An 18,331-nucleotide genomic window follows, 5' to 3' on the forward strand; every position below is an offset into this window, starting at 1 on the left:
GAGACCGCCCGAAAAGCCAGTAGAAGCTGCCCAAGCCGCCCGCCCAGAAGGCGTGATCGGCCATCGTGCGCAAGGGCGCGACCAGTAGCCGGTTCCCCTGCCGAATGTGCTGATCGGGCGGATCAGGGTGCGTGAAGGACGCATCGTGATCTGCAACCCCTACCAGCAGCCGACCGGCTTGTCTGAAACTGAGGGTGCCGGATTGGTGGCCACGGCACCTGACGTGATTGTGGCCATCTCCGCTATCGCAGACGGCATCGCTCACATGAGGGTGAACTTCAGCTCCGAGGCACCTCGGGCGCCCGCTAAAACCTGGCAGGCTTCCCAAGAGGCCGAATTCATCACTACCACCGGCATCATGCAGCTGCCCGACTTCACCCCCATTGACGACGACATGGCCCCCCAGCTCAACCTCGCCTTCCAAGGCGCGGGCCGTTACGGCATTCGGGCGCACGGCCGCTCCCGCCGCCTGTCGCTGGCAACGGCCGCCAGGGAACGCGGCAAAAGCTACATGCTGGCCGTCTGGCCCATCGGCACGGCCGGGACCGGGAGCGGGAAGGGATCCGCGTTCCCTGATGTTCGTGCGGTCTCCTCGCTCGATCGACGGCTCGGCGAGGGCTCCTGACCTGCGGCACCCGCTTCAGTCTCTGATATCCCTGCGGGGATGCCCGTTCCGGGCTGAAAGTCGGGGTGGTTGTCCGCCGACGTCGTGTCTTCTTGGCCCGTTTGAGGTCGTTGGGCCGGTGGCCGAGTACCGGCCGACCGGCAAAGACATCCCACGGGCCTGAACGTCACCACGAGCCAAGACAGAAGCGCGCTCATGCTCATCGTCGCAGAACATGCCACCGTCGAGCTCCGCAGCGTGACGGCGAGCAACCAGAGACTGCTGTAGTCCGCACCCATGAAGCCGTTGGATCCACCTTGATTGGGTGGGCCGCGGGTGCGTGTCAGCCCAGTGCTTTTCGCAGCAGCGCCGTCAACTGGTCCTGTTCGTCGGGCGAGAGTCGTCCAACCGCCGTGCGGGCGAAAGTGAAGGCTGTTGCGAACCGGTGGTTGATCTCGTCTCCTCGGGGGGTTCGCGCGACGAGTCGTGCGCGGCGGTCCCGGGGATTCGGTTCGCGGGCCACGAGGCCGAGCGCTTCGAGACGCACGACGATCTGGGTGATGTTGGAGGCATCGCAGCCGAGCTCCTTGGCCAAGGCGCCCATGCCGCGTCGCTCGTCGAGTCGCCCGAGCACACATGCCTGCGCCGGGCTGAGCGACAGCTCGGCCGCGGCCGCCTCGTATGCGCGGTCGTATACGTCGACCAGGTCGAACAAGGCGGCCTCGGCCTCGGATGAGGTGGTTACGGGTCCGTTCGGCAGCGCCATGGCGCCCAGCCTAGTGGAGTTATTTGATTCTCTCAAATAGTTGTGGTCCAATGACCCTTGAGTCACTCAAGTAAAGAAGGATGGCCGATGGACAGCAGAGTCGAGCGCACAGCGGGCGGCGCGATCGTGGTGCCGCAGATGAACGCGGTCGTCCTTGACCGGTTCGGCGGAGTCGGCGAACTCTCGTCGCGCCGGATACCGCTCCCGGAGGTCGGCGACGACGACGTCCTCATCCGGGTGGAGTTCGCAGGGGTCGGGTCCTGGGACGCGGTCGAGCGGGAGGGGGACTACGACGGCGCTTTCGGCGTCGCGTCGACCTTCCCCTATGTCCTCGGCTGGGACGCAGCAGGCACGGTGGCCGCGGTCGGACGCAATGTCACCCGGTTCGACGTGGGCGAGCGTGTCTACGCTGCGACGATGCCGGTGCCGCGTGGCGGCTTCTACGCCGAGTACGCCGTCGTTGAGGCGGAGTTCGTGGCGCGCGTTCCCGACCGGATGCCGACCGAACAGGCCGGCGCGATGGCCTGGGATGCCCTGACCGCATTGAGCGGACTCGATCTGCTCGGCCTGCGGCCGGACGAGACGCTCATGGTCTTCGGGGCCAGCGGGGGTATCGGGCACCTGGCCGTGCAGCTGGCGCGGCACAGCGGCATCCGAGTATTGGCCGTGGCCTCTGGTGACGACGGTGTCGCCCTGGCCCGGCGGCTGGGCGCCGACAACGCCATCGACGGTCGCAAAGACGATGTGTTGGCTGCGTCATTCGAGTTCGCACCAGGCGGGCTCGATGCGGCTCTGGTCACCGTGGGAGGCGACACTGCCGAACGGTCTCTTCGCGCGATCAAGAACTCGGGACGGATCGCCTGGCCGAACGGTGTCCTGCCCGTGCCTGTAACGTCGCCGGGCGCGACGGTGTCCTACTACGACGGGGATCGAAGCCGCACCGCCACCGATCGGCTGAACGCGATCATCGAGGCGAGCTCCTTCGAGGTCCACGTCGCCCGGACCTTCCCGTTGGAGCGAGTCGAGGATGCGCATCGCGCCCTAAACGATCACTATGTCGGGAAGCTGGCCCTCAAGGTCGGATAGGACGCAACAAGCGGCCCGAGGCTCCGGCTGTCAACGGCATCAACGCCGCTCAGCCTTCCTGACACGCTGGTAGCGGTCGAGGGTCCGGCGTTTCAGTTCCAGGTCAGCGTGAAGATAGGCCTGGGTCGTCTGGGTGGTGGCGTGGCCGAGCCAGAGCGCGATGCTGCGGCGGGGCAAGGACCAGCACATCATGATCCCGGGATGGCCTTACTCGTTCGTGGTGGCATTGGAGGCCGGCCGCAGCTCGTGGACCGCGCCGCTGGACGCGCTCCGGCTGGCGCCCGGTGACGATCTGGTCACGGTGACCGCCACCCAGCTGCGTGAGGTGGTCGAACGGCTGATGGCCGCCGGGCAGTGTCGCTCCGGTGACCCGGACATTCTCATCTTGGCTGACGCCGGCTACGACGGGCCTCGCCGTGCAGGTACGCGAGATCCTCGGGGAGGTCCGGGCGAAGATGACGGGGAAGTCGGGATTGTCAGGCTTTCGCAGCAGCACCGTCCAGTACTCCTCGGCCGCGCGCTGGACATCGCCAAGGCCGTATTCGGCCGTTTCCTCCAAGAAGTTGTGCTCGACGCGGCCGAGAGCGGTGCCGCATCCACAGTTGGTCACGAGACGGGAACGATTCGTGACGAACCTGCTTGACACTCTCGTGGCGGAACGGGACGAGCCTGCGCGACCCCTCGCAGGCGGTTCGTGTTGACCGGGTCGGTGGAGTTGGACGGGCAGCCCGAGGTGCGCTTCGTCCGGGATCTGACGGTTGACGGAACCGGCCGGCCAGCCGATCGATGAGTTCCGGGTCGTGCGGAGGTCACAGCCTGGAGGACCGCTGGCAGACTGACGCGCTCGTACCCGAAGGAGACGCATGGCAAAGCTCATCTACTCGATGATCACCTCGCTCGACGGCTACGCCGAGGCGGCGGAGGGCGACCTCGGCACCGGGGCCGACGACCGGGAGGTGCATACCTTTATCAATGACCTCTTCCGCCCCGTCGGCACGTACCTCTACGGCCGACGGATGTACGAGACGATGGTCTACTGGGAGACCGCGCACACCAAGCCCGACCAGCCGCCGCACATCCTGCAGTACGCCCGCGACTGGCAGGCCGCGGAGAAGATCGTGTACTCCACGACGCTGGAGTCGGTGTCCAGCGCGAAGACCAGGATCGAGCGGACCTTCGACCCGGACGCGGTGCGCAAGCTCAAGGCCGAGGCTGATCACGACCTCACCGTCGACGGCCCGAACCTCGCGGCCCAGGCGATCGCGGCCGGCCTGGTGGACGAGTACCACCTGTTCATCACCACGAGCGTGGTCGGCGGCGGCAAGCGGTTCTTCCCCGACGGCGTGCGCCTCGATCTCGAGCTGGTCGAGGAGCGTGCCTTCGACAGCGGACTGATCTACGCGCGCTACCGGACCCGCTGAGCCGCACCGATTGGTGACGCTGCCGGCGGCGTACGGCTCGCGCTGTACCCGCTGGGCCTGCTGCGCGATGAGCACCCCCATGGGGGCACGGGCGGGGGCTCGGTGGGGTTCCAGATCGGAAGGAGGGCCACACTTCGTGGCCCCCTCTGGGGGGCGCAAGCGTTGCGTGCAGCCTCCAGGGACAGCTCGAACCGTCCAGGCGGTGCTCGGTTTGGATTCACCGACGAACCACGATCGGCCCGGATGATCAGCCTGCCGTTCACGGGCGGAGCTTGTCGGGGTTGCGTACGGCCCAGATGCGCTTGATCCGGTCGCCTGCGATGTCGAACGCCAGCACCGCCGTGGTGGGCCCGCCTAGCTGGAGAACCAGGCCGGGCTGCTGACCAGGCCTCCGCCGTCGGCGATTCCGGTGGCGTCGGGGTCGAGGAGGCCAGCTTGCGGCATGCCACCGGCGTACGACCGACAATCTCGGCCACCTCGGCGAACGGGTATCGGAAGACGTCGTGCATCAAGGTCCGGGGACGGCAAGGCAGCCCGGGCGCGGATCGGGCCGGACCGCCGCTCCCGGATGCCCGGTGCGTCGGGGGCCTGGGCCGTTTAAGGATTGGCTGCGTGTGGTTGATGCCCGTAGGGTGCCGAGCATGGCTTGTCGCATTTCCGAACTGATCATCCCTTGCCGAGATCCTCAACGGCTGGCGGCGTTCTGGTGCGAGGTGCTGGGCTTCATCGTGCTCGACACCGAGGACGAAGGCGCGGTGGAGATCGGACCACGGGAAGGGTTCGGCGGATTGCAGCCGACTCTGGTCTTCAGCCCCACTACCGAGCCCAAGGCGGGCAGGCTGCGGCTGCACTTCGACGTCAACGCCACCGACCGCGATCAGGACGCCGAACTCGAACGCCTCCTAAAGCTCGGGGCGCGCCTGGCCGACATCGGCCAGACCGGCGAGGAGCCCTGGCACGTCCTGGCCGACCCCGAAGGCAACGAGTTCTGCCTCCTGCGAGCCCGCCTGAGCTGAGCATCGGCCCGCACGGGCAAACGACCCCTATGTGAGGACTTCGCGCGCATGACGCCGCCTGCTCTTTAGACCTGACACTTCCCTGCGCATCGGTCGCCGACGACGCCGTCGGCTCTGTTTTCCATGCTCTTCGTCAGGTCTTCAGAGAGATCATGTCTTCACATCCTCATATCGTGCTGCCCTGGGCGGTGCGGCGAACCCGCCTGCCTCTGCTCGCCCTCCGGTGCGTGGACTGCGCTTCCGGCCGCGCCGCCATCGGCGACGGCAGGTTCCGCGTCAACGCCAACGGCAAACTTCTCGACGTCTGGCTCCTGGTCAACTGCGTTTCCTGCGGCAGGACCAGCAAGCTCACCGTCCACGATCGCGTCCCGGTCCGCTCACTGCCCGCTGACCTTCTGACCGGTTACTCGGCCAACTCGCCTTCCCTCGTCGTGGACACCCTCCTCGACCCGATGATCGCCCGGCGCAACCGGTTCGCGCTCGATTGGGACAGGTGCTGGGAACTCCACGCACCTCCCCTTCCCGAGGATCCGTGGCCCGTTCAGATCACGGTCACCTTCGACGATCCCGTGCCAGTCCGTCCCGAACGGCTCATCGCTCATGGATTAGGCATCAGCCGTCATGAGATCGCTCGCAGAGTCAAGATCGATATCCCGCTGAACCGCAGGACGAAACAGGATTTCTCATTCGTCCTGGTGTGATCGGTTCAGTAGGTCCAGCTGTCGGTGCGACGCTCTCCGCCGAGGCAGGACACGGCTGTGCCGTGTTCTGCCTCGGTCAGGTCGGCGCGGATCCAGACGACTGCCATAGCGCGAAGGCAGCCCTGATCAGCCTGCAGCCAGCTCGGTGAGCCGGGCCAGCCGGTCGAAGGCCGGGGCGCGGAACGCGTTGCGGATCCGCGTGATCGGCTCCCGCTCCCGGCTGTAGTACAACTTGTTGGTTTAGCAACGCCGCCCAGCGACCCCGCTCACGGTGCACCCACATCGCGGTCCCGGTGAAGCCGTAGTGCGCGAAGACGCCCTCACTCGGGTCGGTGCCGGGAGCTGGGTGCCAGAACAAGCCGCGGGCCAGCTCAAGGTCTCCGGTGTGGATCTGGAGAGACTTCTCCACCCATTTGCGCCCAAAACCTGCCTCTGCTGTGCTGTCACTGGTTCAGGTGGTGACCCGGGCCAGCACTATCCCGCCGACGATCAGGGCGAGCGCCGCCATCCTGCTTACCGAGACGGGGTCGTCGTTGAGGACGATGCCGAGCGTGATCGCGCCGACGGCACCGATACCGGTGAAGACGGCGTACGCGGTGCCGACCGGCAGCGTGTTCATGGCTTGCGACAGCAGCCAGACGGCGGCGGCCATCAGGGCCAGGCTGACCACGGTGGGGATCGGCCGGGTGAAGTTGTGCGTCGGTTTGATGCTTTGCGACCAGGCCACCTCGACGAGCCCGGCGAGCAGCAGGATCAGCCAGTTCATCGGGCCGCCTCCTGGAGCGCCGCGGCCAGCGACTCCTCGTGCCGGTCACGCAGATGAGCCAGCGCCGGGTCGAGACGGGCGTTGACCAACTCGGCGTGGATGAACGTCACGTCCTCCACACGGAAGTGACCCTTGAAGAAGTCGCGCAGGTAGCGCTCCTGGTGGTCGTACGGTTCACGTGGCGTGCCCGGGCCGTAAGCGCCGCCGCGCGCGCTGGTGATCACGAAAGATCGCCCGGCCAGCGACATCTTTGGGAAGGTGATCTGGTCGAGCCAGGCCTTGAGCGACGACGGGATCGAGTAGTTGTACATCGGCGTGCCGATCAGGATGATCTCGGCCGCCACCACCTCATCCAGCAGCGGTTTCACGATGGCCCACGCCTCACGCTGGGCGGGGGTGCGGGCTGCCTCCCGGTAACGCGAGATGTCGGTGATCTCCTGTTCCAGGATGTGGTCGCACAGTTCCGTCCACGCCTCGCCGATGTGCGGCACGGGTTGCGCGGCGAGGTCGCGGTAGACGTACCCGGCGTGCGGCTTGGCCGCTCGCCAGGTGTCGGCGTACACGCGGGACAACCGTCGCGAGAACGACGTCCGGCGGGCGCTGGCGTCCAGGTGCAGCAACATAATCTCTCCAGATATGTGGACATGATGTCCACTTAAATATAACCGGACACTCCGTCCAGATACAATGCCGGGTATGGAGAGAGCCGACGCAGCGCGCAACCGCGCCAGGATCCTGGAGGCGGCCGCCCTCCTCTTCGCCGAGAAGGCGCCGCAGGACGTGACCATGGACGACATCGCGAAGAAGGCCGGCGTGGGTCGCGGTACGCTCTACCGCCGCTACCCGGACCGGGCCTCAATCGCCGTCGCGCTGCTCGATGAGCACGAGCGGGAGTTGCAGGAGCGGCTGCTGCGCGGCGAGCCGCCGCTGGGCCCGGGCGCGCCGCCCGCCGAGCGGTTGGCCGCTTTCTACGCGGCCATGGTGCGCCTGCTGGAGGACCACCGGCACCTGGTGCTCGGCACGGAAGTGGGCCGCTCCCGCTTCGAAACCGGCGCGTACGGCTTCTGGCGTGCCCACGTGCGCGCGCTCTTGGTCGCCGCAGGGACGCCGGGCCCGCACGCGCTGGTCGAGGTCCTGCTTGCGTCATTGGCCCCCGAGGTGTACGGCTTCCAGCGCGCGGTGCTCGGCCTCACTCCGGACCAGATCATCGAGGCACTCACCAAGCTGACGAAGACCTTGGACCCAGAATCCTGACCGGCCCACGTACGGGACCCGGCCATGGGGGCGTTTCGAAAGCTGCGTCGGACGCGGGACGGGGTGACAGTCGGTGCGGAGCCGCTGGTCCAAGCGGCCTGTTGTCAGGTGATGTGACCCTCCGCTTGGATTTTCGTTGTGTCTTGGTGAACAAGGCCGTCTGCTGGGGTTGATCGTCGCTGGCCCTGCACGGCGAGGGCGAGCAGCCCTTCGACCAAGCACGCACCCGCCTGCTCTACGGCGAGTGGCTGCGCCGCCACAAGCGGCGCGCCGAGGCACGCACCTCTTCCTCAGCCCGCGCACGGTCGCCTCCCACCTGTACAAGGCCTTCCCCAAGCTAGGCGTCTCCTCCCGCGCCGAGCTGTCCAGACTCCCAGGACTGACCTGAGGGCCACAACATGGTCGTGGAGCAGCCCGGCGATCTCACCGAGCTGATCACCCGGTCTGGAACACGCGCCGAGCGTTCCCGTGGAGGAACATGGCACAGGTCTCCTCATCCAGCCCGAGTTGATCCAGCTCGTCCAGCGCCTTGAGCGGTGTGATCATCGGGTAGTTGGTGCCGAACAGCACCTTGCCCCGGCCGTGGCTCTTCAGGTACGCGACCAGCTCGGCGGGATAACGGCGAACCGTGTAGGCGGAGGTGTCGATGTAGACGTTGGGGTGCTTGGTTGCCACCGCGATCATCTCGGTGGTCCACGGATAGCCGATGTGCCCGGCCACGATCGTCAGCTCGGGAAAGTCCAGCGCCACCTGGTCGAGATACGGGATGGGCCGGCCGGGCTCGGAGGGACGCAATGGGCCGGTGTGGCCCGCCTGAGTGCAGAACGGGATGCCGAGCTCGACGCATTCGGCGTAGAGCGGATAGTAGCGGCGGTCGGTGGGCGGCAGCTCCCACAACCAAGGCACGATGCGCAACGCCTTGAAGCCGAGTTCGGTGACCGCCCGCCGGAGCTCGCGGATGGCCGCCATCGGCTTGCGCAGGTCGACGGAGGCGACCCCGGCCAGGCGACCGCCTGACTCGGCGACGAAGGCGGCCACCTCGTCGTTGGAGATCAGCGCGCCTTCCGGCCCGTACCAAGCGCTGATCAGGGCCAGGTCGACGGCGGCCGCGTCCATGGCTGCCACGGTGACGGAGAGCGGCGGCTGGTCGGGCGGCAGGGAGGTGCCGGACCAGTTGCGCAGCGAGTCGAACATGTCGTGTTGGATGAAGCGCCGCGTCGGATGTTGTGCCCAGACATCAATGATCGGCAAGGCGGTGTCTCCTCCTCAGGTGCCGTCGGCTGAGCGGCCTACTGTCCGGTCCATGAAGGCCCGGATCCGGCCGTCGGTTGCCGCCGTCGTCCACAGTTCCACGGTGGCCCGCTCCGTAACACGGTCGAGCCGCTCGGTCACCTCCTGCCGGAGTTGCGCCTTGGTGCAGCGGAAGGTGTCGGCCGGGATGTCGGTGGCCATCCGGCCGGCAACGGCCATCGCGTGGACCAGCAGGGCGTCCGGGTCGCTCAGCTCGTCGACCAGGCCCAGGGCCAGGGCCGCGTCCGGCTCGTAGTTGGCGCCGTCGAAGATCGCACGGCGGGCGCCGACCGGGCCCAGCGCGAATCGCATGATCTCCAGCGCCGAGTGCGGGAATGGCACCCCGACCCGTAGCTCGGGAACCCCGATCGTGCCGCTCCCGGAGGCCATGATCCGGTGGTCGCAGGCCGCGGCGAGCACGCAACCACCGGCGATGGCGTGACCGTTGACCGCGGCGACCACCGGTTTGCCCAGGTCGAAGACGGATCGGAAGGCACCGCTGAGCGCGGGCAGGAACTCCGCCACGTACGCGGCGCCGCCGTCCATGACGCGTTTGAGGTCGACGCCCGCCGAAAATACCCGTCCGACTCCGGTCACCACCACGGCCCGCACGGGTCCCCGCTGGTCGTCCAGATCGCGCATTGTCTGCTCGATCGTCCGGCACAGCTCCAGATCCAGGGCGTTGACCTTGCCATGGGCCAGTCGTACGACCCCGATGCTGTCCATCACGTCGACCGCGATCATCGCGTTCCCTCCCACGCCTCGGCTCCCTCCGACTACGGACGAGAGTGCGCCGGCCTCAGCTGTGCCGGCCTTTGCGCCGCACCGGCCTCCCGCACCAGCAAGATCAGAGCACTGTCACCACCATCATCACGCAGAGCTACCTTGGCGCTCAGGTCACGTTCGGCAGCAGACCGCCTGTCCGGCTGGTCGGCGTGGCCGGGTCAGTGGTTGTGACGAGGCGGTAGCCCAAGTCGAGGGTGCCGGCGGCCAGGAGGCGGCGGTGACGGTCATGCCAGCGTCCGGTGGCGACGTCGACTGCGAGGCGTCGCATCGCGTACTCGACAAGGTGCTGGTCGAGGTTTGCCAGCGCGGAGATGGCGGATGCGGGGTGGCCAGCGCCAGCATCCGCTGGGAGGAGTCCACCGCCACGGGAGGGAGCATGCGGCTCATGGCCGGGATCTCGATGGCGTCGTTGATCCCGGCACCCGAATCCCTGAGCCGACGGTAGCCCTCGAAGAAGCGGGGATCGTCATACAGGTCGCGGCCAGCCGTGATCACAGGTGCTTCCTCAGGTCGTCCACGTCGAGCAGCGGCAGACCCCAGCGCAGCGCGGCCACCTCCAGTTCGGCGGCCTTGGCCATGGTTCCGTCGGGGTTCATGACCTCACAGCACACCCCCACGGGCGGTAGCCCTGCCGCCACGCACAGGGCGATGGTGGCCTCGGTGTGACCGGCACGCTCGGCGAGCCCTCCAGGGCGTGCGGCCAGGGGGAAGACATGCCCCGGCCGGAGGAAGTCGGCCGGCCTGGACTCCGGGTGGGCCAGGCGGCGTACGGTCGCGGCGCGTTCGGCCGTCGACACCCCGGTACCGGTCCCTGCGGCCAGATCCACCGGGACATGCGGCCGGGTGCCATGCCGATCACCGGGCCCAGGGATGGGCCCGATCTCCAGACGGTCCAGGACATCGGGCGCGCACGGCACGGTCGGATGACCGCAGACCTGGGTGAGCAGGAAGGTGAACGCTTCCGGCCGCAACCCCGCCCCGGCGAATATCACATCGCCCTCGCCCTCCCGGTCGGGATCCCAGATCACCACGGCTCCCCCGGACGCCAGTTGCGCCAGCGCCTTCTGCACGCCTTGCCCGCCCGAAACCCGTCCCGCCCACGGCAGCGCCGCGACCACCTCGCCCACCGCCCGCCCCGGGTCCGACGGCCAGCGCCGCACCAGGCGGGCGAGCAGATCGGACTCCAGGTTCACGCGATCGCCGGCCGACAGCTCCGCCAGCGTGGTGGCCTCCAACGTCATGGGGATCAGCGCCACCGAGAAACGGTCACGCGACACTTCGGCGACGGTCAGGCTGACGCCGTCGACCGCGATCTGCCCCTTAGGGACGACCAGCGGGAGGAAACGCTCCGGCGGCTTGATCCACAGCCGCCGTGTGCCGCCCTCGTCGTCGACCCTCACGACCTTGCCCACGCCATCCACGGCGCCCTGGACCAGGTGACCACCCAGCGGGTCGCCCAGCGCCAACGGCGCCTCCACGTTGACCCGCGTGCCGGCCCGAATCTGGTCGAGGGTCGATCTGCGGCGGGTCTCGCCCGTCAACCTGGCTTCCAGCACGTCCGTCTCGTGCCCGGTCTGAGCGATCATCAGCCCGACGCCGTTCAGGCAGATCGAACCCAGCCCGCTCGCGCTGACCTTGGGCGCTCTGACCGCGATACGCGCATGGTCGACGGCCACCACCGTTCCGACTTCCTGAATGTGCCCGGTGAACATCCGGCACCACCTCTCGACAGCGGCAAGGACGATCCTCGCCACACGAAGGAGTCAGGGGCCGTGAGCAAGGCCCGAGAGGTGGCGGGGTGTCACCGCGTGGCCCGGAATCACACCGAGTCGTCCCACCGCTACCGGCGGAACCGGCGGGCTGTCACCGCCGCACCTTGGAATCGCACCAATCCACCTATATCACCACCACCCGTCAAGATCAACGATCCGGTGGCCGAGTTGCTGCGGAAGGCCGGATGTGCGCCATATGAGAGTAGGCTTTTAGCGCTGGATTTCGTGCGTAAGCGTCCCTGCGCCATCATTCTGCTGAGCATCCTTCTTGGGGAAGGTACGTGTGCCCAGTTTCAGTCCTCTGCGGCCGACCGACCCGCGCCAGGTGGGTCCTTACCGGCTGACGGGCTATCTGGGCGCGGGCGGCCAGGGCACCGTTTACGTCGGAGAGTCGCCCGAGGGCCAGGTCGTCGCGATCAAGGTGCTGCACGCCCGGCTGTCGGAGGAACCCCAGGCCCGCGAGCGGTTCCTCCAGGAGATCGCCGCGACCCGGCAGGTACGTCAGTTCTGCACGGCCCGGGTGCTGGACGCCGACACCAGCGGGGACCAGCCGTACGTGGTCAGCCAGTACGTCCAGGGCATCTCGCTGAGCCGGCTCATCGCCACGCAGGGGGTCCGCGACCCCGACGCGCTGGAGCGGCTGGCGGTCGCCACCGTCACCGCGCTGGTCGCCATCCACCAGGCCGGCATCGTGCACCGCGACTTCAAGCCCAGCAACGTCGTCTGCGGTCCCGACGGGCCCCGGGTGATCGACTTCGGGCTGGCGCGCGCTCTGGACTCCACGGTCGCCGAGAGCAGCGACATCCTCGGAACGCCGGCTTACATGGCGCCGGAGCAGTTCAGCGCCGGCGTGGTGACGGCGGCGTCGGACATGTTCAGCTGGGCCGCCACCATGGCCTACGCGGCGAGCGGGCGGCCGCCGTTCGGGAACGACAGCATCCCGGTCATCTTCCAGCGCATACTCAACGAGGAGCCGGACCTCACCGGGCTCACCGAGCCGATGCGGTCACTGGTGGTGGCGTGCCTGGACAAGAATCCCGCGGCCCGGCCGTCGGCAACCGACCTGCTGTTCAACCTGCTCGGCCACGGCGTGCCCAATCCCGCGCGGGAGGCGATGGGCCAGGAATCCCTCTTCTCGGTCGGGACGCGGCCGCAGGAGAGGGGTGGCGAGGGTGCCGCGTCCCAGACGGGCGCCCCGTCGCTCGCGGGGTCGTCCTCGCTGCCCGGCTCGTCCTCGCCGTCGGGTCTGTCCTCGCCGTCGGGTCTGTCCTCGCCGTCGGGTCCGTCGTCGCCGTCGGGTCCGTCGTCGCCGTCGGGTCCGTCGTCGCCGTCGGGTCCGTCGTCGCAGTGGGCTCCGCCATTCCCGCCGGGTTCATCGCCGCAGTCGGGTCCCGCCTCGCTTTCGGGTCCGCCCCTGGTCTCGGGCGGGGCGTCGTTCCCTGATGCTGGGATGGTCTCGGCGACGGAATCGCTGGTGGGTCCGCGCGTTCGCGCCGGTCTCAAGTCGCGGCGCACCGTGGTCGCCGCGTCCGTCGTGCTGGTGGCCGCCGGGGCCGTCGCCTCAGGCGCATACTTCGCCCTTGCCGGGCCGGCGACGCCCACGGTCGTGACGCGACCCACCGTCGTCCCGGGGCCCACGACGCCGGTGATCCAGCCGGAAGTGACCCGGACCCTCTCCCCCGAGCCCGCCTACGCTGTCGCGTACAGCCCGGACGGGAAGACGTTCGCGACCAGCGGCGCCAATGGGGCCGTGCGGCTGTGGGACGCCGCCACCCGCCGCGTCACCGCCTCGCTCGACGGCCACACCAAGGGCGTCCACGCGGTGGCGTTCAGCCCGGACGGCAAGACGCTCGCGACGGGGAGCGACGACGGGACCGTACGGCTGTGGAGCCTGCCCTCGGGGCGTGGCAGGGGCACGCTCACCGGCCACACCGGAGGGGTCGGGTCGGTGGCGTTCAGCCCGGACGGCAAGACCGTGGCCAGCGCCAGCCGCGACCGGACCGTGCGGTTGTGGAACGCCGCGACCGGCGACGGCACCGCGATCCTCGCCGGCCACACCGACTGGGTGGACTCGGTGGCGTTCAGCCCGGACGGCGCCACGATCGCCACGAGCGGCCACGACCGGACCGTACGGCTCTGGCATCCGGCGACCGGCGAGGCCGCCGCCGTGCTCTCCGGCCACCGCTACTGGGTCTTCTCGGTGGCCTTCAGCCCGGACGGGAAGACCCTGGCGAGCGCGAGCGCCGACCGCAGCGTCCGGCTGTGGGACGTCGCCGCCCGCAAGGAGCGCACCGTGCTCGCCGGTCACCGGGGCTGGGCCACCGCGGTCGCCTTCAGCCCGGACGGGAAAACGCTGGCCAGCGGCGGCTATGACCGCAAGGTACGGCTATGGGACGTGGCGAGCGGACGCGGCACCGGCGAGCTGGACGGGCCGGCCGACTGGGTCTACTCGGTGGCGTTCAGCCGGGACGGCACGACCGTCACCGGGGTTGCCGGTGACGCCACGCTGAGAGTGTGGGGCACGCGCTAGAAGGTGTCAGTCCAGCGCTGGGAGTGTGGGGCACGGGCTAGGGAGTGCCGGTTCCGTGCTGAGACCGCACTACGGAGTGCCGGCGGTCTCGTCCGAGGGCAGCGGGCGCCGCCACACGGTCGGCTCGTCGCCCCGGCCGGTGGCCGTGGAACCCACGCCGATGAGCTCGCCGTCCACCGTGGTGAACGCGGTCAGCCGCTGGTCGCCCGGGCCGGACATGCCGATGCCGCGCGGCTGCTCCGGCTTCCAGGAGCGGCCGTCCGCCGAGGTCCAGATGACCACGTCGCCGGGCCTGCCCATGGTGCCGGCCACGACGAAGCCTTGCGGGGTCGCGGCCACGGCGGTGACGCTGGACTGCTCACCGGCCACCACCGGCAGTGAGATCGGCTGCCAGCTCCGGCCGCCGTCGACCGACGCGTACCCGAACGCGGCCGTGCCCGTGCCGTTGCCGGTGACGGCCGTGCCGGCGGTCACCAGGACGTCGTCGTGGGAGGCGATGTGGGTCAGCCAGCCCTCGTTGACGCCGGCCGGAATCGGCAGGCGTACCAGCGACCACTTGCGACCGTCCGGCGAGATCCACACGGTGGGGCGGCGGATGAAGACGCCGCCGTAGGCATTGGGGTCGGTCACGCCGCCGGCGGCGACGAAGCCGAACATGCCGCTGGTCACGGAGTGCATCCACCGTCTGGTCGTCGGCGTGCCGACGAGGTTGTCCTCGCCCGCCGGGATCCCGCGTTCCCAGGTCTTGAGGTCCGGGGACCACCAGGTGCCCGCGCCGAAGCCGTCCTCACCCACGATCACGTAGCCGTCCGGGCCGGCGGCGGCGCCGCGAGCGATCAGCGCGTTCGTGCCGTCGGGCTGGAACGCCGCCACGTCGTCGGCCCGCCGCCAGCTCTCGCCGTCCGCCGAGGTCACGACCAGGGGACGGCCGGGTGTCCGGCCGCTTGACCCGACCGCCAGCCAGCCGGCGAAGCCGGGCGTGAGGCCGGTCAGCCGCTGCCGCCCCTGGCCGGTCAGGGCCTTCTCCTTGTCCTGGATGCGCCCCCAGGTGGCCCCGTCCGCGGAGGTCCAGACGGCGGCCTCCCCGTTGGCGCCACCGACCGCGACCACCCGGCCGTCGGCCGTGCCGAGCGCGTCCACGACCTTGCCGCTCCCGGTGGTGTTCGGGAGGCCGGCGGGGACGTCCTTCCCGGCCTTGTCGCGTACCGCGAGCAGGGCGCCCGTGCCCCCGTGGGCCGCGTCGGCGCCCACCACGACGGTGTTGTCCGCGGCCGCGGCGGCATCGCGCACCTCAGCGCCGTCGGCCGTCGTGCCGGCGGGTTGCCAGGAGCGGCCGTCCGTGCTGCGGACCAGCCGGATCCCGCTGTCGGTCTCGATCGCGGCGACCGCGGCCTGTGACGTGGCGGTCAGCCGTAACAGGCGCCGGAAGCCCGGCACGTCGATCTTCGCCGCCGTCGTCCAGCGCACGCCGTCGGGCGAGGTGTAGGTGGTGGCGCGGGAGCCGTCCTGGCGCACCGCGAGCATGGTCGTCGCGGTCGCCGCGAAGGTCAGCTCCGGCTTGCGCGACTTGCCCGGGACGGCGAATGCCTGCCAGGTGTTGCCGGCGTCGGTCGAGCGCCAGGTGATGTCATACGGCTTGATGGAGCTCTCACCGCGGACCACGATGGCGTTCTTGACGCTCGCCACGTCGGTGAGGGCAAGGGTGCCGCCGGTCGGCGGGTGGAGCCGCCAGCCGGCCCGGCGTTCCCAGCTCCGGCCGTCGCGGGACAGCCACACCACCGGGGAGGCGTCGGTGAAGTCGCCCTTGTCCGAGGTCCGTCCCACGGCGGTGAAGCCGTTTCCGGTCCACGCGACGTCGGCGACCTGGTCGCGCGGGCCGAAAGCGAGGCTGGCGGTGGCGTCGGGCTGGCGGGTCCAGGCCGCGCCGTCGGGGCTCGTCCAGACGACGGTGCCGCCGACGCGATCGCCGAGCGCGACCCAGCCGCCGGAGCTCGCGGAGCTCGCGGGGCCCGCGGCGAGGTGGCGGGGGACCTCGCCGGCGGCGGGCGGCTCGCCCTTCGCGGTCCGCACCTGGGCGCGGGCGAAGCTGCGGCCGGCGTCCTTGGACAGGAAGAACTCGGTCCGATAGCCGGAGTCGGCGTCCTCGCCGCCCGCGATCACCACCGTGGCGCCCATGGCGGCGACCCCATTGAGCTCCAGCTGCTGGCCGTCGCCACTGCCGGCCGGACCCGCCGCGAACAGGCTGCCGGCCAGCTCCGCGGCCGCCGGCTCGTCGCTATGGCGAGAGGCCACCAGCACACCGCCCGCCACGACGATCGCGAACGTGACGGAGGCGCCGCCGATCAGCAGCGAACGGAAGCGCTTCTGCCGGCCCGGAGGCATCGGGTCCGTCGCCGGGTAGCCGACATCGGGGTCGGTCAGCTCAGTGGTCGGTGGCACTGACGGTAGCGACGGCAACGACGGTTGAGAGAACGGCTGAGAGAACGGTGACGAGGGCTGCGAGAAGCGTTCGATCGGGGGTGACGAGGGCTGGGAGAGCCGTTCGACCGGCGGTAACGAGGGCTGGGAGAGCCGTTCGTCGTGTGGTGACGACGGCTGGGACATCCGTTCGTCCGGTGGCGGTGACGGCTGGGAGAGCCGCTCGTTCACCTGCTCGGGCGAACCGTCGGGATCGCCCGTCTCGCTCCTCCAACCACCTCCGGTCACCGCAGCCTCTCCCTTTGGTATTGTCCCGGCCAGGACGGAGCCCCTCGCCGGAAGTCATTATTTATGGGAAGCGCCACGAAACGAAGTCCGAGCGCGAGCCGGCCCGATGACGGCGGCTGACGGCCCGGCCCGTTTCCGCACCTGGATCCTCGCCGCAGCGATCTGCGCCACCGTGGTCGCGGCCAGCGCGGCAGGGGTGCGCACCATCGGTGAGACGCCTTCGGACACGGCTCGTAACGGGGGGACGACGCCGCCCCCGGCGCAGTCGATCGAGCCTCCGCCGCTGGCGCTGCCCGAGGCCTCCTGGAAACTGAGCTGGTCCGACGAGTTCAACGGGCGGGGCCGGCCCGCCAACTGGACCGCCCTGTCCGGCACGAGCTGGTCCAACCGGAAGGCGCTGCACTACTACAGCCCTGCGAACGCGGTGCAGGACGGCTCCGGCCGCCTGGTCATCTCCGGGCAACGGACGCAGGCCGCGGACCGGCCGGCCTGCTGGTACGGCCCGTGCGACTACAGCTCCGCCCGGCTGGAGACCAGGAAGACCTTCGACCAGGCGTACGGGCGGTTCACCGCGCGCATCAAGCTTCCGCTCGGCAAGGGGCTGTGGCCGGCGTTCTGGCTCAAGCGCAGCGACGCCGACCGCTCGGGCTCCACGACGTACGGCGAGATCGACATCATGGAGAACCGCGGCCACGAGACCCATCTCGTCAGGGCCTACACCCACTCCAAGGGCCGCAAGGGCGGTGGCCAGATCACCCTGCCGGAGCGGCTGGACGCCGGTTTCCACGTGTACGGCGTCGACTGGACGCCCCAGAGCATCACCTGGTGGGTGGACGGCACGCCGTACGCCCAATACCCGCGCTATCCCGGCTGGCCGTTCGACGAGCCCTTCTACTTGATCCTCAACCTGCAGGTGGGTGGTAGCTGGGTGGGAAACCCGACCACCGCGACGCGCTTCCCGGCGCGAATGGTCGTCGACTGGGTACGGGTGTACCGCCAGCGCTGAGCACACCCTTCGCAGTAGTGCCGAAATTTACCGAAATATCCGGTTGGAACGGTCCTTAATAACGTTTGTGCCGTTGCGCCCGCCATTTTGGGGCCCCAGCCTCTTCCGTGCCATTAGGATCAACCATCCCATTGGCATCATGGTGAAGTTACGCCGTAAATGACGCGATTATTTCCCCGTTTCACCTCTTTAACGACTGCTGCCCTGCTCGGCGCGGTCGTCGTGGCCGCGCTCGGCGCGCAGACCGAGCAGGGGCGCCACCTGCTCCTCACGGCCGGGCTGGCCGGCGCGCCCGCCGGGTACACCGAGCTGGCGTTCGCCGCCCCCCAGGCGCTGCCGGCCCGGGTGCCCGCCACGTCGTTCCTGGTCCCGCCCTCCTTCACCATCCGCAACGTCACCGGGCGGCAGCGCGAGTACGGCTGGTCGGTACGCCTGACCGAGTCCGGCAGGACCCGCACCGTCGCCAGCGGGCGGGTGACCCTGGCCGATGGTCAGCCGGTGACGATCACGCCGCCCACGAAGGCGCTGTGCGAGCCCGGCCCGATCACTCTCGGAGTCCTGTTGGAAGGCGGCGAGGCCATCGCGTTCCGCGCCGCCTGCTCCGCGGACATCGACGAGGGGTAGGCG

General features: G+C 69.4%; 19 protein-coding genes. 11 read left to right on the top strand and 8 right to left on the bottom strand.

From position 1 onward, the window contains the following. Positions 1-106 precede the first annotated feature (106 nt). Positions 107-625 carry a hypothetical protein gene (locus ACTWQA_RS47160; RefSeq protein WP_443165377.1) on the top strand — a complete coding sequence of 173 codons (519 nt, stop codon included), beginning with the start codon at positions 107-109 and terminating at the stop codon, positions 623-625. A 322-nt stretch (positions 626-947) separates the two neighbouring features. On the opposite strand, the gene ACTWQA_RS47165 is transcribed toward ACTWQA_RS47160, so the two are convergent. After that, on the bottom strand, positions 948-1,370 hold the full coding sequence (locus tag ACTWQA_RS47165) for a MarR family winged helix-turn-helix transcriptional regulator (RefSeq protein ID WP_327586410.1): 423 nt from the start codon (positions 1,368-1,370) through the stop codon (positions 948-950). Positions 1,371-1,457: 87 nt separating this feature from the next. On the opposite strand from ACTWQA_RS47165, the gene ACTWQA_RS47170 reads away from it, so the two are divergent. The 5 genes from ACTWQA_RS47170 (at position 1,458) to ACTWQA_RS47190 (ending at position 5,594) form a co-directional block, all read left to right on the top strand. Continuing rightward, positions 1,458-2,456: a quinone oxidoreductase family protein gene (locus ACTWQA_RS47170; RefSeq protein WP_443165378.1), complete on the top strand. Its 999-nt coding sequence runs from the start codon at positions 1,458-1,460 to the stop codon at positions 2,454-2,456. Between the two features lie 136 nt (positions 2,457-2,592). After that, positions 2,593-3,099, top strand: coding sequence for a transposase (locus tag ACTWQA_RS47175; protein WP_443165379.1), 507 nt, complete (start codon positions 2,593-2,595; stop codon positions 3,097-3,099). Between the two features lie 220 nt (positions 3,100-3,319). Then, on the top strand, positions 3,320-3,877 hold the full coding sequence (locus ACTWQA_RS47180) for a dihydrofolate reductase family protein (RefSeq protein ID WP_443165380.1): 558 nt from the start codon (positions 3,320-3,322) through the stop codon (positions 3,875-3,877). Between the two features lie 641 nt (positions 3,878-4,518). Continuing rightward, complete coding sequence (locus tag ACTWQA_RS47185; RefSeq protein WP_443165381.1) at positions 4,519-4,893, top strand: VOC family protein; 375 nt, start codon at positions 4,519-4,521, stop codon at positions 4,891-4,893. 173 nt (positions 4,894-5,066) lie between these two features. Continuing rightward, positions 5,067-5,594, top strand: coding sequence for a DUF1062 domain-containing protein (locus ACTWQA_RS47190; protein WP_443165382.1), 528 nt, complete (start codon positions 5,067-5,069; stop codon positions 5,592-5,594). Between the two features lie 451 nt (positions 5,595-6,045). Here ACTWQA_RS47190 and ACTWQA_RS47195 read toward each other — a convergent pair whose 3' ends face one another. After that, positions 6,046-6,360, bottom strand: a complete 315-nt coding sequence (locus ACTWQA_RS47195) for a DMT family transporter (protein WP_443165383.1) — start codon at positions 6,358-6,360, stop codon at positions 6,046-6,048. After that, positions 6,357-6,983, bottom strand: coding sequence for an FMN-dependent NADH-azoreductase (locus tag ACTWQA_RS47200; RefSeq protein ID WP_443165384.1), 627 nt, complete (start codon positions 6,981-6,983; stop codon positions 6,357-6,359). The genes ACTWQA_RS47195 and ACTWQA_RS47200 overlap by 4 nt, the downstream gene beginning before the upstream one ends. Positions 6,984-7,056: 73 nt before the next feature. On the opposite strand from ACTWQA_RS47200, the gene ACTWQA_RS47205 reads away from it, so the two are divergent. Together ACTWQA_RS47205 and ACTWQA_RS47210 are read left to right on the top strand one after the other, a co-directional pair. Beyond that, positions 7,057-7,614: a TetR/AcrR family transcriptional regulator gene (locus tag ACTWQA_RS47205; protein ID WP_443165385.1), complete on the top strand. Its 558-nt coding sequence runs from the start codon at positions 7,057-7,059 to the stop codon at positions 7,612-7,614. Positions 7,615-7,858: 244 nt separating this feature from the next. Beyond that, on the top strand, positions 7,859-8,002 hold the full coding sequence (locus ACTWQA_RS47210) for a LuxR C-terminal-related transcriptional regulator (RefSeq protein WP_443165386.1): 144 nt from the start codon (positions 7,859-7,861) through the stop codon (positions 8,000-8,002). Between the two features lie 47 nt (positions 8,003-8,049). Here ACTWQA_RS47210 and ACTWQA_RS47215 read toward each other — a convergent pair whose 3' ends face one another. From ACTWQA_RS47215 to ACTWQA_RS47230, 4 genes are all read right to left on the bottom strand, one after another. Further along, the gene (locus ACTWQA_RS47215; RefSeq protein WP_443165387.1) at positions 8,050-8,865 is read right to left on the bottom strand and encodes an amidohydrolase family protein; all 816 of its coding nucleotides are present in this window, start codon (positions 8,863-8,865) and stop codon (positions 8,050-8,052) included. Positions 8,866-8,880: 15 nt separating this feature from the next. Further along, complete coding sequence (locus tag ACTWQA_RS47220; protein ID WP_443165388.1) at positions 8,881-9,663, bottom strand: enoyl-CoA hydratase/isomerase family protein; 783 nt, start codon at positions 9,661-9,663, stop codon at positions 8,881-8,883. 133 nt (positions 9,664-9,796) lie between these two features. Next, positions 9,797-9,958 carry a hypothetical protein gene (locus ACTWQA_RS47225; RefSeq protein WP_443165389.1) on the bottom strand — a complete coding sequence of 54 codons (162 nt, stop codon included), beginning with the start codon at positions 9,956-9,958 and terminating at the stop codon, positions 9,797-9,799. A 223-nt stretch (positions 9,959-10,181) separates the two neighbouring features. Further along, positions 10,182-11,402, bottom strand: a complete 1,221-nt coding sequence (locus ACTWQA_RS47230) for a riboflavin synthase (protein WP_443165390.1) — start codon at positions 11,400-11,402, stop codon at positions 10,182-10,184. 343 nt (positions 11,403-11,745) lie between these two features. Here ACTWQA_RS47230 and ACTWQA_RS47235 point away from each other — a divergent pair, with 343 nt between their 5' ends. After that, the gene (locus ACTWQA_RS47235) at positions 11,746-13,992 is read left to right on the top strand and encodes a WD40 repeat domain-containing serine/threonine protein kinase (protein ID WP_443165391.1); all 2,247 of its coding nucleotides are present in this window, start codon (positions 11,746-11,748) and stop codon (positions 13,990-13,992) included. A 69-nt stretch (positions 13,993-14,061) separates the two neighbouring features. Here ACTWQA_RS47235 and ACTWQA_RS47240 read toward each other — a convergent pair whose 3' ends face one another. Next, positions 14,062-16,431 carry a hypothetical protein gene (locus tag ACTWQA_RS47240; RefSeq protein WP_443165392.1) on the bottom strand — a complete coding sequence of 790 codons (2,370 nt, stop codon included), beginning with the start codon at positions 16,429-16,431 and terminating at the stop codon, positions 14,062-14,064. A 373-nt stretch (positions 16,432-16,804) separates the two neighbouring features. Here ACTWQA_RS47240 and ACTWQA_RS47245 point away from each other — a divergent pair, with 373 nt between their 5' ends. Beyond that, entirely contained in the window at positions 16,805-17,704 is a 900-nt protein-coding gene (locus tag ACTWQA_RS47245) for a glycoside hydrolase family 16 protein (protein WP_443165393.1), read from the top strand. 159 nt (positions 17,705-17,863) lie between these two features. Further along, positions 17,864-18,328 (top strand): hypothetical protein, encoded by a 465-nt coding sequence (locus ACTWQA_RS47250; RefSeq protein WP_443165394.1) that lies wholly within the window; start codon positions 17,864-17,866, stop codon positions 18,326-18,328. Positions 18,329-18,331: the final 3 nt, after the last annotated feature.

The organism is Nonomuraea sp. 10N515B (assembly GCF_052245915.1).
Taxonomy (GTDB): Bacteria; Actinomycetota; Actinomycetes; order Streptosporangiales; family Streptosporangiaceae; genus Nonomuraea.